Origin of the sequence: Ancylobacter sp., assembly GCF_965229075.1 — a bacterium.
Lineage (GTDB): Bacteria > Pseudomonadota > Alphaproteobacteria > Rhizobiales > Xanthobacteraceae > Ancylobacter.
Genome location: NZ_CBDDIO010000002.1, coordinates 1,608,540 through 1,624,059, shown reverse-complemented (window position 1 = coordinate 1,624,059; position 15,520 = coordinate 1,608,540). Strand labels below are relative to the sequence as shown.

18 protein-coding genes and 1 riboswitch are annotated in these 15,520 nt (G+C 70.7%); of the genes, 1 reads left to right on the top strand and 17 read right to left on the bottom strand.

Going from position 1 to position 15,520, the window contains the following annotated elements; translation table 11 throughout:
* Positions 1-52: 52 nt before the first annotated feature.
* The 3 genes from ACO07Z_RS13620 to rplU all read right to left on the bottom strand — a co-directional run bounded on the left by ACO07Z_RS13620 (position 53) and on the right by rplU (position 1,476).
* Positions 53-724 (bottom strand): GNAT family N-acetyltransferase, encoded by a 672-nt coding sequence (locus tag ACO07Z_RS13620; RefSeq protein ID WP_421699200.1) that lies wholly within the window; start codon positions 722-724, stop codon positions 53-55.
* Positions 725-868: 144 nt separating this feature from the next.
* A complete protein-coding gene (gene rpmA, locus ACO07Z_RS13615) occupies positions 869-1,138 on the bottom strand; it encodes a 50S ribosomal protein L27 (RefSeq protein ID WP_244450154.1) in 270 nt (89 codons plus the stop codon).
* 29 nt (positions 1,139-1,167) lie between these two features.
* Positions 1,168-1,476, bottom strand: a complete 309-nt coding sequence (gene rplU, locus ACO07Z_RS13610) for a 50S ribosomal protein L21 (protein ID WP_307022695.1) — start codon at positions 1,474-1,476, stop codon at positions 1,168-1,170.
* A gap of 275 nt (positions 1,477-1,751) precedes the next feature.
* On the opposite strand from rplU, the gene ACO07Z_RS13605 reads away from it, so the two are divergent.
* Positions 1,752-2,990, top strand: a complete 1,239-nt coding sequence (locus ACO07Z_RS13605; protein ID WP_421699199.1) for a CaiB/BaiF CoA transferase family protein — start codon at positions 1,752-1,754, stop codon at positions 2,988-2,990.
* A 63-nt stretch (positions 2,991-3,053) separates the two neighbouring features.
* Here ACO07Z_RS13605 and ACO07Z_RS13600 read toward each other — a convergent pair whose 3' ends face one another.
* The 14 genes from ACO07Z_RS13600 to ccoO form a co-directional block, all read right to left on the bottom strand.
* Positions 3,054-4,001, bottom strand: coding sequence for a hydroxymethylglutaryl-CoA lyase (locus ACO07Z_RS13600; protein WP_421699198.1), 948 nt, complete (start codon positions 3,999-4,001; stop codon positions 3,054-3,056).
* Entirely contained in the window at positions 3,998-5,245 is a 1,248-nt protein-coding gene (locus ACO07Z_RS13595; protein WP_421699197.1) for a CaiB/BaiF CoA transferase family protein, read from the bottom strand. The genes ACO07Z_RS13600 and ACO07Z_RS13595 overlap by 4 nt, the downstream gene beginning before the upstream one ends.
* Positions 5,246-5,332: 87 nt before the next feature.
* The gene (locus ACO07Z_RS13590; RefSeq protein ID WP_421699196.1) at positions 5,333-6,010 is read right to left on the bottom strand and encodes an energy-coupling factor ABC transporter permease; all 678 of its coding nucleotides are present in this window, start codon (positions 6,008-6,010) and stop codon (positions 5,333-5,335) included.
* Between the two features lie 35 nt (positions 6,011-6,045).
* Positions 6,046-6,278, bottom strand: a riboswitch (cobalamin riboswitch).
* Between the two features lie 29 nt (positions 6,279-6,307).
* Positions 6,308-7,051, bottom strand: coding sequence for a Crp/Fnr family transcriptional regulator (locus tag ACO07Z_RS13585; protein ID WP_421699195.1), 744 nt, complete (start codon positions 7,049-7,051; stop codon positions 6,308-6,310).
* Between the two features lie 177 nt (positions 7,052-7,228).
* A complete protein-coding gene (locus ACO07Z_RS13580; RefSeq protein WP_421699194.1) occupies positions 7,229-7,711 on the bottom strand; it encodes a hypothetical protein in 483 nt (160 codons plus the stop codon).
* Positions 7,712-7,936: 225 nt separating this feature from the next.
* Positions 7,937-8,629, bottom strand: a complete 693-nt coding sequence (locus tag ACO07Z_RS13575) for a sulfite exporter TauE/SafE family protein (RefSeq protein ID WP_421699193.1) — start codon at positions 8,627-8,629, stop codon at positions 7,937-7,939.
* A gap of 7 nt (positions 8,630-8,636) precedes the next feature.
* Positions 8,637-9,404 carry a hypothetical protein gene (locus tag ACO07Z_RS13570; RefSeq protein ID WP_421699192.1) on the bottom strand — a complete coding sequence of 256 codons (768 nt, stop codon included), beginning with the start codon at positions 9,402-9,404 and terminating at the stop codon, positions 8,637-8,639.
* Positions 9,401-9,559 (bottom strand): cbb3-type cytochrome oxidase assembly protein CcoS, encoded by a 159-nt coding sequence (gene ccoS / locus ACO07Z_RS13565; protein ID WP_421699191.1) that lies wholly within the window; start codon positions 9,557-9,559, stop codon positions 9,401-9,403. The genes ACO07Z_RS13570 and ccoS overlap by 4 nt, the downstream gene beginning before the upstream one ends.
* A complete protein-coding gene (locus tag ACO07Z_RS13560; protein ID WP_421699190.1) occupies positions 9,559-11,769 on the bottom strand; it encodes a heavy metal translocating P-type ATPase in 2,211 nt (736 codons plus the stop codon). The genes ccoS and ACO07Z_RS13560 overlap by 1 nt, the downstream gene beginning before the upstream one ends.
* Positions 11,766-12,242, bottom strand: coding sequence for a FixH family protein (locus ACO07Z_RS13555; protein WP_421699189.1), 477 nt, complete (start codon positions 12,240-12,242; stop codon positions 11,766-11,768). Before ACO07Z_RS13555 ends, ACO07Z_RS13560 begins: the two co-directional genes overlap by 4 nt.
* Entirely contained in the window at positions 12,239-13,750 is a 1,512-nt protein-coding gene (locus ACO07Z_RS13550) for a 4Fe-4S dicluster domain-containing protein (RefSeq protein ID WP_421699188.1), read from the bottom strand. The genes ACO07Z_RS13555 and ACO07Z_RS13550 overlap by 4 nt, the downstream gene beginning before the upstream one ends.
* Entirely contained in the window at positions 13,750-14,619 is an 870-nt protein-coding gene (gene ccoP / locus ACO07Z_RS13545; protein ID WP_421699187.1) for a cytochrome-c oxidase, cbb3-type subunit III, read from the bottom strand. The genes ACO07Z_RS13550 and ccoP overlap by 1 nt, the downstream gene beginning before the upstream one ends.
* Positions 14,606-14,773, bottom strand: coding sequence for a CcoQ/FixQ family Cbb3-type cytochrome c oxidase assembly chaperone (locus ACO07Z_RS13540; RefSeq protein ID WP_421699186.1), 168 nt, complete (start codon positions 14,771-14,773; stop codon positions 14,606-14,608). The genes ccoP and ACO07Z_RS13540 overlap by 14 nt, the downstream gene beginning before the upstream one ends.
* Positions 14,770-15,513, bottom strand: coding sequence for a cytochrome-c oxidase, cbb3-type subunit II (gene ccoO / locus ACO07Z_RS13535; protein WP_421699185.1), 744 nt, complete (start codon positions 15,511-15,513; stop codon positions 14,770-14,772). The genes ACO07Z_RS13540 and ccoO overlap by 4 nt, the downstream gene beginning before the upstream one ends.
* Positions 15,514-15,520 lie beyond the last annotated feature (7 nt).

The following is a 15,520-nucleotide window of genomic DNA, read 5'->3' as shown; positions in this document are numbered from 1 at the left end:
CGTTGCGGACGCCCACGGGGCGGGAGTCCTCCAAGACTAACAAAAGGCCGGCTCAATGCCGAACGGCATCGAGCTCGTGCAGCCGCGCCGGCTGGGTGGCGCCCCAGGCGCGCAGCGAGGTCCACAGCCGCCGCTCCAGCCGGAAGCGATCGACCGGCACCGAGGCGCCGATCGCCCGCACCCGCGCGAGGCCGACGCCGGTCCACTGAAAGCCGCACTTCTCCAGCACGCCGCGCGAGGCCGGATTGACGACCCGGGCGGAGGCGGTGAGCGCGGTCAGCCGGCGGTCGCCGAAGGCATGGTCGATCAGCGCCCGCACGGCCTCGGTGGCGATCCCGTGGTCCCAATAGGGTTCGCCGAGCCAGTAGCCGATTTCCGGCACGTCCTCGTCGCGGCGGTTGAAGCCACACATGCCGACCGGAATGGCCGGCCCGAAGGCCGGCTGCCCCGGAAGGCGCAGCGCCGCTTCGTTCTTCAGGAAGATGGCGAAGGTCGCCGCTTCCGGCCCACCCGGCAGATTGGCGACGAAGGAGGCCGCGTCCGCCATGCCATAGGGATGGGGGATATTCGCCGTCATCTCCGCCACCTTTCGGTTGTCGGCGAGCTCGGCAATCCACGTCATGTCCTCGATCCGGGGCACGCGCAGCAGGAGGCGGCCGGTTTCGAGGACGGCGGTACTGCTCTCGACGAGGGGTGACCCGAGGGTCGCTTCGACAATGGTCATCTGAGGGCTCCTGGGACCGGAACGACGAAGGGGAGGCGGTTTCCTCGCCTCCCCTGTCGGGTACCCCGGGTGTCCGTCACGGACGTTCGGGAAATCCTTCCGGTCGGGCGAGACCGGCGGGATTTCCAAGAACCCTCACCGGCTTTATTCGGCGGCCTCGGCGGCCGGAATGACGGATACGTAAGTGCGGGAATTAGCTTTGGCTCGGAACTCGACTCGGCCATCAATCAGCGCAAAGAGGGTATGGTCTTTGCCCATGCCGACATTGGTGCCGGGATGCCAGGTGGTGCCGCGCTGACGCACGATGATGTTGCCGGCCACGACCTTCTCGCTGCCGAACTTCTTCACGCCAAGACGGCGACCGGCCGAGTCGCGACCGTTGCGGGAGGAACCGCCTGCCTTCTTATGAGCCATGTTGCTCTCCTATTTCCTAGCTGGCGGTCTCAGGCGCCGGTAATCGAGGTCACGCGGACGACGGTGAAGTCCTGCCGGTGGCCGATCTTGCGACGCGAATTCTGACGGCGACGCTTCTTGAAGGCAATGACCTTCGCGCCGCGAGTGTGCTTGACAACCTCAAGGGTCACGGAAGCGCCGTCCACGAGGGGAGCGCCGACCTTCGGGCTGTCGCCGCCGAGCATGAGCACCGGCAGGGTCACGGAGGCGCCAGCCTCGGCTTCGATCTTGCCGACGGTGACGAGGGCATCGGGGGCGACGCGATACTGCTTGCCACCCGTCTTGATGACCGCGAACATGTTTTGTCCTTTCGTTCGATGCCGGCCTCCGGCGTTACCGCCTGGACCGGCTTCTTTCGGTCGGTTGAAGAAACGCAGGGGACACAGCATCCCACCACGCAGGCCGGCTCCTTACAAAGCGAGCCCTCTGCTGTCAAGGAAAAGCGCCGCCCGCCGGGTGGCGATAGAGCCTGCGTAGCCCTGCCGCCACAATGTCCGGGAACCCGCAGGCCAATGGCGCAACAAAGGCGGCGCGGCTATCGTGCGCGCCCCGCGCCTAGCCCGAGGATGCTCGCATGACCGATGCCGCCGCCCCTTCGCCACCCGCTCAGGCCCTCTCCGGCATCCGCGTGCTCGATCTGTCCCGCGTCCTCGCCGGCCCATGGGCCACGCAAGCCCTGGGTGACCTCGGCGCCGAGGTGATCAAGATCGAAAAGCCGGGCGAGGGCGACGACACCCGCGGCTGGGGGCCGCCCTGGCTGTCGGACGGCGAAGGCAACCCGACACGGGAAAGCGCCTATTTTCTCGCCGCCAACCGCAGCAAGCGCTCGGTGACCATCGACATGGCGCGGCCCGAAGGTCAGGCGCTGATCCACGCTCTGACACGCGAGAGCGACGTGGTGGTCGAGAACTTCAAGGTCGGCGGCCTGAAGCGCTACGGGCTCGACTATGACAGCCTCGCCGCGCTGAACCCGCGCCTCATCTACTGCTCCATCACCGGTTTCGGGCAGGACGGGCCGGAGGCGGGACGGGCCGGCTACGACTTCATGATCCAGGGCATGTCCGGCCTCATGTCGGTGACCGGCAGCCCGGAAACCGAGCCGCAAAAGGTCGGCGTCGCCCTGGTCGACATCCTCACCGGCCTGAACGCAACCATCGCCATCCTCGCCGCGCTGGAGCAGCGCCATCGCACCGGGCGCGGGCAGAGGATTGACATCGCGTTGTTCGATGTCGCGGTGGCGAGCCTCGCCAACCAGGCGCTGAACTTCCTTGTCGGCGGCAGCGCGCCGCGCCGGCTGGGCAATGCCCACCCGAACATCGTGCCCTATCAGGCGTTCGAGACGGCCGATGGCCACCTCATCCTCGCCGTCGGCAACGACGCACAGTTCGCCCGCTTCTGCCGCCTCGCCGACCTCGCTTCATTGGCGGAAGATGCACGCTATGCCACCAATCGCGAGCGTGTGGCGCATCGCGAGACGCTCGTGCCGCTAATCGCGGCGGCGCTGAAGCGGCAGACCACGGCCGAATGGCTCGCCATGCTGGACACCGCCGGCATTCCCGCCGGACCGATCAACACCATCGCTCAGGCCTTCGCCGAACCGCAGGCGCTGGCGCGGGGGTTCGCGATGAACCTGCCCCATCCGCTCGGGGGCACCGCATCAGGGGTGCGCAGCCCGCTGCGGCTGGCGGACTCGCCGATGGACAGCGCCACCGCCCCGCCCTTGCTCGGCCAACACACCGACGAGGTGTTGGAAACACGGCTCGGACTGTCGGCGGCCGAGCGGCAGGCGCTGCGCGCCGCCGGAATCATCTGAAACCGGGCGCGGCTCTTCCGCGTGGGCCATCAATGGGGGTCGTGCCTATCATGGCGGGCTCTCCTACTGCGCCGCGCCAAGATGCGCCGGCACGGGATGAAGGTCACTACTGCGGCCCGCCTTGGCGACCTGGCCGGGAATGTCGTGGCCCAGCAGCGCCGGCAGGCTTCGCGCCAGCGCCAGCAGGCCGGCGAGGTCGACTTCCGTTGCCACGCCCATCTCGCCCAGCATATGGGCGAGGTCTTCGGTCGAGATATTGCCCGTCGCGCCAGGGGCGAAGGGACAGCCGCCGATGCCGCCAAGCGAGGCATCGAAACGGTCCGCGCCCGCCTCCAGCGCGGCGAGCACATTGGCGAGGCCCATGCCGCGGGTGTTGTGGAAATGCAGCGTCAGCGGCACACCGGGGAAGCGCGCGCGGAAGGCGGAGACCAGCGCGCCGACTTGGCGGGGATTTGCCATGCCCGTGGTGTCGGCCAGCGTCACCGAATGCAGGCCCGCCGCGAGCAGCGCTTCCGAGAGATCGAGCACCTTCTCAGCGGACTGCCGGCCCTCGAACGGGCAGCCGAAGGCGGTGGCGATGGAGCCGTTGAGCGTCGCCTTGGTGCCGGCCGCCGCCGCGACGATGGCGTGGAAGCCTTCCAGCGACTGCGCCGGCGTCATGCGCATATTGGCGAGGTTGTGCGTTTCGCTCACCGAAAGCACGAGGTTCAGTTCGTCCATCCCCGCCTCCAGCGCCGCCGCCGCACCACGCAGATTGGGCACCAGCGCGACATAGGTCACATCGGGCCTGCGGGTGATGGCGCGCGCGACCTCGGCCGCATCGGCAAGGTTCGGCACGGCCTTGGGCGAGACGAAGGATGTCACCTCGATCTTGGCGACGCCGGTCTGGGACAGCGCGTCGATCAGAGCCACCTTATCCTCGGTGGGCAGGAAGCGCGGTTCGATCTGCAACCCGTCGCGAGTCACCACTTCCTGAATGTGGACGCGCGGCGGAAAGCTCGAGCCGGTCATGCCGGCTCTCCCCCAGCAAGCTCCGCCGCCGCCACGGCCCCGCTCGCGACCAGCGCCTCGATCTCCGCCTCGCCATAACCCAGCGCCGCCAGCACCGGCACGGTGTGCTCGCCGAGTTGCGGCCCGAGCCAGTTCACTGCCCCCGGCGTGGCCGAGAGCTTCGGCACGATGCCGGGCATCTTCACCTTCAGCCCGTCCGGCAAGGTGGAAGGCAGGATCATGTCGCGGGCGAGATATTGCGGGTCGCTCACAATCTCGGCGACCGAATAGATGCGCCCGTTCGGCACTTCGGCGCGGTCCAGCGCGGCGGTCACCTCGTCGAGCGAGTGCCGGCTGGTCCAGGAAGCGATCGCGCCGTCGATCTCCTCGACATGGCGCACGCGCCCGTCATTGGAGGCGAGGCGCGGGTCGATGGCGAGATCGTCGCGGCCGATCGCGCCCATCAGCCGGCGGAAGATGCCATCGCCATTACCGGCGACGATGACATAGGTGCCCTCGGCGGTGGGATAGGAGTTCGAGGGGGCGATGCCCGGCAGCGCGCCGCCCGAGCGGGTGCGCACGAAATCGAACGCGTCGAATTCCGGGACCAGGCTCTCCATCATGTTGAAGACACTCTCGAACAGAGACACGTCCACGACCTGCCCCGTGCCGCGCCCCGACCTGATGTGGAGCAGTGCCATCAGCGCCCCCATCACCGCGTGCAGCGCGGCGAGCGAGTCGCCGATGCTGATGCCGGTGCGGGCCGGCGGGCGGTCGGGCTCACCGGTCGTGAAGCGCATGCCGCCCATCGCCTCGCCCACCGCGCCGAAACCGGGCCGCTCGCGATAGGGACCATCTTGGCCGAAGCCGGAGATGCGCACCATGACGAGGTTCGGGTTGATCGTTTTCAGCGCGTCCCAGCCGAGCCCCCAGCGCTCCAGTGTGCCCGGGCGGAAATTCTCGATCAGCACATCCCCCTCGCGCACGAGGCGGCGCACCACCTCCTGCCCCTCCGGCAGGCGCATATTGATGGCGACGGATTTCTTGTTGCGCGACTGCAGGTACCACCACAGCGAGGTGCCCTCATGCAGCTTGCGCCACTTGCGCAAGGGATCGCCCTCGCCCGGCGCCTCGACCTTGATCACCTCGGCGCCGAACTCGGCCATCAGCCGGGCGGCGAAGGGCGCGGCGATCAGATTGCCGAGCTCGATCACACGTATGCCGCTGAGCGGGCCTTCGGTGGAACCGGGTTGCGACGCTTCCATGGTAAGTGCTTCCTCACACACCGTTTTTTCGATCTAACGACCGAAAGGACCGATGCCGGGCGGCGCGTTGCCGCCCGGCACGGAGCGCTACGCCGCGTCGTAGAGCCGGCGCTCGAAAAGCGGGGTGCCGCGCAGGCCTCTGAGCGCCTTGGCGGCGGCGAGAACGGCCAGATCGACCAGAGGTTCCACAATGATAACAAGCATATAGGCCGCGCCGAAGGACACGATCGACGACGCGTTTTCCACCGTGAAACCGTGGCCGTGGAAGGCCCAGAACGCCACCCAGACCACGATTCCGGCCTGGTAGGTGGTGGAAAGCGCCAGCGCCTGCCGGTACTTAAGCTCCACATAGGGCGTGTTCGGGGCGACCAGTCGGGTGGACAGTGAGGCCAGCGCGAACAGTGGGACCAGCAGCGTGGTGACGTTCATGCCGTATTGCGGCAGGTCGAACGGCGCGAAGAAGATGCCCTGTATGGCCAGCCCCGCCGCCAGCCCGATCGCCGCGGGCGCCACGCCGAAGATGAGGAACAGCGTCGAGCCGAGGATGAGATGCACCTCGGAAACGCCCACCGGATGGTGCGGCAGCACTTCGAAGAAGCAGAAGACGAGCGCCGTGGTGGCGAGGCTGCGGATGGCGAGCGAGACGAGGCCGCGCTCGGCCACCGCCTCGGCGGCGAGCTTCAGCGTATAGGCGCCCGCGCCGGCCGCCGTTACATAGCTGAGCCAGATCTTTCCTTCGGCCACGAGGCCGGGTTCGATATGCATGATGTTCTCCTGTGCCGTCTCACCCGACGGCGCGCATGGGGTTCCTCCTCCTGGCCGGTCTCCTGACTCGCGGGTCACGGCATGCCTTCCGCCTTCCCGGACACGCCCGAAGGCGCGTTCCAGTGGCTCGATGGAAGGCCGCTCGCCGCTCACAGTCGCGGGGGCGGTCGGGGCTTCGGGCGCGGCACCTTGCGGCGCAACGCCCTTCCCCGTTCCCGTTTCATCCGCGAGGGTTCGCCTCGCGGACACCATGAGGAATCGATGGGTGCATCGACCCGCGCATAGAACAGCGCGCGCTCAGGGTGCGCAAGCCGCGACATTGGCGGAAGCTTCCGGCCGCGCGGCCCGTCGGCCTGGCCGGCGGGCGTCCGCCAAGCGCCCCTTGGTGGCATAGAGCGCTTCCACCTTGCGCGTGCCGACCGCGACGCGGGCGAGCGCGGCGGGGTCTTCCAGCACCAGCCCCCCTTCCCGGCCGAAGCTGATCAGCCCCTCTTCGCGCAGGCGGCTCATGCAGCGGCTCACCGTCTCCAGCGTCAGGCCGAGCCAGTCGGCAAGGTCGCCCCGTCCGAGATGCAGGGGAAAGCCGACTCCCGGCCCGCACACCACGCCGGCTTGCGCGAACTGCGATGAAAGGTCCAGCAGCGCCGCCGCCACGCGCTCGCCGGCGCTCTGCCGGCCGAGCCGCGTGACATGGCCCAGCGCCCGCACCGGCAGCAGTTCCTGGTTTTCCGCCCGCAGGCGGCGGCAGAACTCGGGCGGCACGTCCACCGGCTCCAGTTCCGTCGGCGCCAGCGTCACCGCCGTCCCCTCCAGCCGGGCGAGCACCGCCGCATCGAGGAGACGGCCGGGACCGAGAATGTCGAGAATCTGCCGCCGCTCGGCATCGAGCCGGCGCATCAGCGCCAGGCAGCCCTTGCCGACCCGGTAGAGCGGGGCCGCCTCCGCCGCCGGGGCCGGAAGGCGGACGGTGAGACCCGTCGCCCAGCAAAGCACGGGGCTGGGGGTAAGCGCGGGGCTGCGGTCAAAAAGGCCGGCAGGCAATGGCCGACGCGCCTCGAAGCCGAAAGACGCTGACTCTGCCGCGGGAAGGGGGCTGAGGGGCGACGCATCGATCGGCAATGGGCCGAGAGGCCGGGACTCGGCGGGAAGGGGGCTCATATACATGGAGGCAATCCGGCAAGGCGCCGGAAGCCCGTCAGGCGGGCCGTTCCGGCAGCGTTACAGCACTGGCAGGCGCCCGCCTGCCGCGAACAGGGCGGCATGGCCGGGCGCCGGCGGCCCGCGCGAGGAGAGGCGATAGAGCGGCGCCGGCGTCACGCGGCGGGCATCCGGCACGATCGCCTGCACCAGCCGCCGGTAGAAAGCGCGGACGAACCGATCCTCCGCCGGCCCCGGCAGGGCGGCGATGGCGTGGAGGCGGCAGGCCTCGCAGCTGGGGCGGTGCAGGGCGGTGAGCGGCGTGCCGTCCTCGCCCGTCCCGGTGAGGCAGAGATCGGGCACCGTGCCATCGGGCAGCGTGTACTGGGCGAGGTCGATCCCCGGCCCGGAAGGGCTCGCCACCGGCGGGCGGTGCAGGGCGAGCGCCAGCATCAGCGCCAGCGCGCACAGCAGCCGCAGCGCGATGCCGCCGCCGCGCGTGACCGAGGACCGCGCGGGCAGGCCGGCGATCAGGCGGTCAAGGCGGAAGGTCGGCTGTGCCATGGCGGCCCATGCGAGAGCAGGAAGGCGCGACGGCACAGGCCCGGCGCGCGGAGCGAAGTCTAGAGCACGCGCCGATCAGCTTGCATCGCAAGCTGATCGGACAACGCATCCTCTATCTTAGAGTTAGAGGGCGCTTTACCGATCAGATTGGTTCAATCTGATCGGATCGCACTCTAGCACCCGGCGATGGCGCCGACAGTGGACAAGACGTCCTATGGCCGGCGGTCAGCTCAGGCACAGCGCCTGCCACGCCGCCTCCGGCAGCAGCGCGCTGACTGTGGCGAGGATGAGAAGGCCGGTGCCGGCCAGCGCCCGCAGGCGCGGCGCCCGCGCGCCCTGGCGCAGGCTGGCGACACCGAAGGCGGTGGCGGTGACGGCTGGCAGCGTGCCCAGCCCGAAGCCGGCCATGACCAGCGCCCCGCCCCCGCCGCTGCCGGCGAGCATGGCATAGAACAGCGCGCCATAGACCATGCCGCAGGGCAGCAGCCCCCAGGCGAGCCCGGAGAGGAAGGGACGCGCCGCGCCAACCGCGCCAGCCCCCGGCGCTCCCCGGAGCCACCGGGCGAGCGGGCCGGCGAGCCTGTCCACCACCGTCAGCGGCGGGGCGAGGCCGAGCAGCGACAGGCCGATCCAGCCCAGCGCCACCGATGCCGCCCAGCGCAACACGAGATGGGCGGCGCCGTGGTCGAAGGCACCGTAGAAGGCCGAGCCGACCACGCCGAGAAACCCGCCGGCCGCGACATAGGCGGCGATGCGGCCGGCCTGCGCGACCAGCAGCACGCGGGCGCGGGCACCCGCACCGCGCGCCGGCTCGAAGGCGAGCAGCAGGCCGGAGGCGATGCCCCCGCACATGCCGGCACAGTGCAGGCTGGAAGCGAAGCCCAGCAGCAGGCCGCCGAGAAAGCTGAGATCGACCATCGCCGCCTCAGTGCGCTGCCGCCCCCGCCGTGACGGGTTCCGTGGCGAGTGCGCCGGCCGGCCGGGTTTCCGCGCCGATGGCTTCCCTTTTGGGAGAAACCGCCGCGAGGACAGGGGCGGCAACGGATGGGATGGAAACGGGCACCGGCACTGCGGCGGGCCCGTCCTCCGGTTCGCGGCTCGATTCCACCGCCAGCATCATCAGCGCGCAGATCAGCACCGGCACGGCGGCGAGCGCGACATAGAACGCCACCTGAATGCCGCCGAGGACGCAGCCGAGCACGAGAAGCAGCAGGGCATTGACGGCCGTCATCGGCAGATTGTCCGCCGCCAGCAGCCCGCCCAGCAGGTCCAGAAAGGCGCCGACACGCCGCTGCAGCGCCGCGACGACCGATAGTTCCGGCAGATCGAGCCGGCCCAGCGTGCGCTGCCACGCCAGCAGCAGCAGGCTGGCGCCGATCGTCACCAGCGCGGCGGGCGGCAGCAGCGCGAGGCCGAGCAGCGGACGCAGCACCGCCCCCAGAGGCGCGGCGGCGCGGGCGAGCCGTGCCGAGAGCGGCACCACATGCCGCGCCAGCGTCGGCCCCAGCGCGAAGGCCGCCAGCAGCGCCAGCAGCACCCCCGCCCCGGCCAGTGCCCCGACCGCGCCAGCGAGGAATCCACCCAGCGCGGCGGCGAGCGCCATGTTGAGCAGAAACGGCACGGCACGCGGCATCGGCGCCGGACGGAGCGGGGCGGCGTCACGCAAAGACGCAGGCGGAACGGGACGGGTCATGGAGCGGCCTCCGGGGGATCATCGTCGAGCAGGACACGGGCGGCGGCGCCGTCGAGATCGTCATACTGGCCGGCGCGCAGCGTCCAGAAGAACGCGGCAAGGCCCAGCGTGCCGAGCGCGAGGGCGATGGGGACGAGAAACAGCAGCACGTCCATCAGCCACCCTCCCCGGCGGGCGCGCCGGCCCGCAGCGCGTTGAGCGTGACGGTGAGGGAGGACGCCGCCATGGCGATGGCGGCACCAAGCGGCGTCACCAGCCCGAGCACCGCGACGGGGATCAGCGCCATGTTGTAGAGCGCGGCGAGGACCAGGTTCTGAACGATGAGGCGCCGGGCCCGTCGCGCCGCCCGCCAGGCCACCGGCAGCGCCGCGAGATCGCCCGCGGGCAGCACCAGATCGGCGGCGCTCTGGCTGGCGGGGGCGCCATGGGCGAAGCTGGCGGAGACGAAGGCGCCGGCCAGCGCCGGGGCGTCGTTCAGCCCGTCGCCGGCCATCAGCACGCGGCGTCCCTGTGCCCGCAACGCCTCCAGCCGCGCCAGCTTGTCGCCGGGGCGCAGATCGGCCTGCCAGTCGCCGATGCCGACCGCCTCGGCGAGGCGGGCGACCGGGCCGGGGCGGTCGCCGGAGAGCAGGGTGGTCGGCATGCCGGCGGCGGCGAAGGCCGCCACCACCCGCGCCGCCTGCGGGCGGGGGGCATCCTCGACGAGGAAGCGCGCCGGTGGATGGAAGGGGCGGTAAAGCCAGACCTCGCTCGTCACCGCGTCCGAAGGGGCGAGGTCGCAAAAGGCGGCACGGCCGAGACGAATCTCGCCACCGTCAAACGGCGCCCGCAGCCCCTCGCCGGCAATCTCCTCCACGCCGGCGAGCGGAATTGCCTGCGGATGGCACGCGTGCAGCGCCCGCGCCAGGGGATGCCGGCTTGCCGCCGCCAGCCCGGCGGCGAGGCGGATCGCCTCCGCGTCGTCCGGCCAGCTTGTGACGGTGGGCGCGCCTGATGTCAGCGTGCCGGTCTTGTCGAAGACGACATGGTCGATGCGGGCGAGCCGCTCCAGCGCATCCCCCGCGCGCAGCAGGATGCCGCGCTTCAGCAGGGCCCCGGTCGCCACCACCTGCACCGCCGGCACGGCAAGGCCGATGGCGCAGGGGCAGGCGATGATGAGCACGCTGACCGCGTGCAGCAGCGCGGTGGCGACGCCGGCATCGGTGAACAGCCACCAGCCGGCAAGCGTCGCCAGCGCGACGCCATGGATCACCGGCGTCCAGATGCGCGCCACGCGGTCGGCCAGCGCCACGGCCAGGCCGCGCGTGCGCTCCGCCCGCTCGACCAGCCGGACGATATCGGCGAGATGGCTGTCCGCGACAGCGGCGCTGGCGCGGATGCGCAGCGGCGCGGTGAGGGCGACGCTGCCGGCGAGCACCAGCGCGCCCGGCGCCACCGGCTGCGGCTGGCTCTCGCCGGTGACGATGCCGACATCGAGTTCGGTCGCCCCGTCCAGCACAATGCCGTCCACCGGCAGCCGCTCGCCGGGCCGCACCAGCACCACCATGCCGGGCCGGATCGCGGAGGCCGGCAGCACCTCGACCGTGCCGTCGTCCGCGCACACCGCAGCGCCCTCGGCTTTCAGCATCAGCAGCCGCTCCACCGCGCCACGGGAACGGGCGCGGACGTGGAAATCAAGGGTGCGGCCGAGGAGCAACACGAAGAGCAGCGCGGTGGCGCTGTCGAAATAGACATCGCGGCCCTGGCGGGCGAGCTCGATGAGGCTGATGAGGACGGTGAGTAGGAGGCTCAGCGCGATGGGAACATCGATATTGCCGTGCCCCGCCCGCAGCGCCCGCAGCGCCGAGCGGAAGAACGGGCGCCCGGCGACCGCCACGGCCGGCACGGTGACGAGGGCGGCGAGCCACTGGAACAGCGCCTGCGTGCCCGGCGCCATGTCCTGCACCTGCCCGGCCCAGACGGCGAGCGAGAGCATCATCACATTCGACGAGGCGAAGGCGGCGATGGCGAGAGCGCGCAGCCATTCGCGCCCCGTATCGGCGTCGAGCCGGGCGAGATGGGTGGGATCGAACGGCGCCACCTTGTACCCCAGCGCCTCTACCGCCCCCGCCAGAACATCCGCATGCCGCGCCTCGCCCTGCCATTCGACGCTGAGCCGTCGCAAGGCGAGGTTGAGCCGCGCGCCGGTCACATAGGGGTCCGCCCTTAGCCGGCTCTCGATCGTGCCGATACAGGCGGCGCAATGGGCGCCGTCGACCAGCAAATGCAGCCGCCGGCGCTCGCCTTCGCTCTCGACGAAGCCATGGACGGAGCGGGGGCCGGACGCCTCCTCAAGCGCGGCACCGGCTGCATAGGCGAGGCTCACGGCGCCACCTCCAGCGTCTCGATGCGCTCGGAGGTCGCGCCGGCCTGCGTCAGGGTGAGGCGGATCGCCCAGTCGCCGGCCAGCGGCAGGCGCAGCGGCGCCTCAAAGCGGCCGGGCGCGACCTTGTGCAAGGCGATGGGCAGGAGCTGGGGAAAGCGCGTGGCACGTTCGGCGGTGGCGACCAGCCGCTCCGGCGTCAGCGGCGCGCCATTCGCCGCGGCGATCTCCACGGCGAGGGTGCCGGCGAGGGCTTCGTTCGGCACGAAGGCGAGCCGCGCCGTCCAGTCCGGCGCATGCGCTGGCGCGTGCACGCCTGAGGCCGGTTTCGGATCGGTGACGAGACCGGAAAAGCTTCGATTGGCCAGCAGCACGAACCAGAGCTGCAGCCCCGCCAGCGCGATGAAGAACAGCACGAAGCCGGCCGGAATCCACAGATCCCGCCGCGGGCTCGGTGAGGTGTCGGGGCGGCTCACCGCTCCGGCCCCCAGAAATAGCTCGGCAGCCGGGCGAGTTCGGCGCCGCTATCGGCATCGCTCAGCACGATTGCGATGGCGTGGCGCCCGGAGGGCACGGCGGCGCGCGGCAGTTGCACCAGCAGGCGCTCGTCGAGGCTGCGGTCGGGGCCGATGGCGATATGCAACAAGGGCGCGGGGGCGCCGTCCTGCGTGCCGAGCCGCAGCTGCGCGCCCTCCAGCCCTTCGACCCGCAGCGTCACTTCCGCCAGCCCGGCGCGGCGATGGACGAGGCGCAGCGCGTAATCATTGCGCACGCTGCCATCCGAGAGCTGGACGAAGGGCGGGTTGCGCTGCGGCTCGGCATGGGCGCTCACCGGCGGCAGCGTCGCCATGCCATAGCCGGAAAAGCCGAGCGCCAGCAGCGCGGCGAGCCCGAAGGCCAGCGCCTTTGGCCGCAGCCAGTCCACGCGCAGGGCCGCGCGGGCGGCTAGCCCCGGGGCCGCCTCGCCATCGAAGCGGATCAGCCCTTCCGGCCGGTCGAGCTTCGCCATCACCTCGTTGCAGGCGTCGATGCACAGCCCGCAGCCGATGCAGCCCATTTGCAGGCCGCGCCTGATGTCGACCCCGGTGGGGCAGACGGTGACGCAGCGCGTGCAGTCGATGCAGTCGCCGCGCAGCCCGGCGACGGGCGCGGAAACGGCAGCGGAAGCGGAAAGGGCGGGTGCCGAAAAAGCGGTCGCCTCCCGCACCAGCGCCATCAGGCCGGGCGTCGCTTGTGCCGGCCCGGCGAGATCGGGGCGCAGCGGCGTGCGCCGGCGCCCGCGCGGCTCGCCTCGCCCGTGCTGATAGGTGACGACGAGGCTCTGCCGGTCGAGCAGCGCCGCCTGGAAGCGCGGCCAGGGGCACATGTGCAGGCACACGCGTTCGCGCGCATAGGCGGCGAGCAGCCAGGTGGTGCCGGTGAGCACCAGCACCGTAGCATAGGCGATGGCCGGCGCCTGCCCGGCCAGCAGCAGTCCCGGCAAGCTGGGCGCGTCGATGAAATAGGCGGTGAAGCCGATGCCGGTCGCAAGCGCGATCAGAATCCACGCCATCGTGCGCAGCCGCCGCTCCGCCGCCCCCTTGCCGACGAGGCGGACGATCAGCCGGTCGACGGCGAAGAACAGGTCCGACCACACGGTCTGCGGGCAGGCGAAGCCGCACCAGACCCGCCCGGCGAGGGTGGTGGCGAAGAACAGCGCCATGGCGCCGAACACCATCATCCCCACCGCGATCGGCAGGTCCTGCGGCCAGAACTCCAGGCCGAACACTAAAAGCCGCCGCCCCGGCAGATCGAACAGCACCGCCTGCCCCGGCAGGCCTTCGCCACGCTCCCAGCGCAGCCAGGGCGTGAGGAAGAAGAAGCCGAGCATCGCCACGGTGAGCGCGGTCTTGATGCGGCGGAAGCGGCCGTGCACGGCGTGGGGAATGTCCGGGCGGACAATGGCGCGTGCGGGGGCGAGCCCCTGTAGAGCGGTGGCCGGCATCAGCGTTCCCCTCCCCCCAGCGAATGGACATAGAGCGCCAGCATGCGCAGCGTTTCCGCGTCCAGCTTGCCGGCAAAGGCCGGCATCACGCCCATGCGTGGATTGGCGATCTGGTGGCGGATCGCCTCCTTGGTGCCGCCATAGAGCCAGATCGCGTCGTTGAGCCGGGGGGCGCCCATCTCGCGATTGCCCTCGCCCTTGAGCCCATGGCAGGCGGCGCAGTTCTGCTGGAACAGGGTGGCGCCTGGCAGCGCGGCGCGACGCGCCTCGGCACCGGAGTCGCTTAGCGCTAGCACGTAGTCAGCGATGGCGTCGATCTCGGCCGGCGTGAGCATCTCGCCAAAGGCCGGCATCATACTGTCGCGCGTTTCCTCATGGCCGGAGCGGATGCCGTAGCGCACGGTCTGGTGAATGTCGGGCAGCGTGCCGCCCCACAGCCAGTCATCGTCCACCAGCGCCGGAAACTGGCCGATCTGCCCGCCGGCACCGACGCCATGGCAGGGGGCGCAGTTCTCGTTGAAGGCGGCGCGCCCGCCGGCAATGGCGAAGCGGCGCAGATCGGCGTTCGCCTCCACCTGTTCCAGCGGCGTGTCGGTGAGCAGGCGCCGCCATTCCGCCTGCGCCGCGCGGCCCGCCGCCATTTCTTCCGCCAGCTGGCCGTGGCTGGTCCAGCCCAGCCGGCCCTTGAAGATGCCGGTCGTGGTGGCGAAGGAGGGGTACAGCCACATATAGAGCAGCGCGACGAGGCAGGAGCCGAGGAACACCGTCACCCACCACGTGGGAATGGGGGTGTTGAGTTCCTTGATCCCGTCCCACTCATGGCCGGTGGTGTGGTAGCCGGTGAGGGAATCGCGTTCAGGCGTGGCCATCTGTGTCCTCCCCGCCGGCGAAGGGAATGCGGGCGTGGCGGTCCATCGCGGCGCGGGCGCCGGGGCGGAACACCTGCCAGAGCAAAGCGAGGAACAGCGCGAAGGCGGCGACCAGCCAGTATTTCAGCGCGAAGACGATGAGGGCCTCGCTCATGGCTGGCCGCTCCCCGCCGCGCTGCCGGCGGGGAATTCCGCCAGCGTGCCGAGCACCTGCAGATAGGCGATCAGCGCGTCCATCTCGGTGATGCGGCCGGGCTGGCCGTCGAAATCGCCGAGCCGGGCCTTGGGGTAGCGGGCGAGCAGGCCTTCCGTCTCCTCCCCGCTCGCCTGGGCGCGGATATCGGCGGCGGCGCTGGCGATCATCTCCGGCGTGTAGGGCACGCCGACCGCGCGCAACGCCCGCATATGCGCGCCGAAGCCCTCCACATCGATGTCGCGGTCTTTCAGGAAGCCATAAGCCGGCATGATCGACACCGGCACCACGCTGCGCGGGTCCTCCATATGGGCGAGATGCCAGGCGTTGGAATATTTCGAGCCGACGCGCGCGAGGTCCGGCCCGGTGCGCTTGGAACCCCAGAGGAAGGGGTGATCGTACATGCTCTCGGCCGCGACCGAGTAATGGCCGTAGCGCTCCACCTCGTCGCGGAACGGGCGGATCTGCTGGCTGTGGCAGGTGTAGCAGCCCTCGCGGGTGTAGACATTGCGGCCGATCTGTTCGAGCGGCGAATAGGGCCGCATGCCGGGGACGGGCTGCACGGTCGTCTCCAGCTTGAACAGCGGCACGATCTCCACCAGCCCGCCGATCAGCACGACGAGCAGGGTCAGCACGAAGAGCAGCGTGGTGGAGCGCTCGATGATGGCGTGGCCGGTGGGGTTCTCGGCGTTCATGGCCATGTCCGCC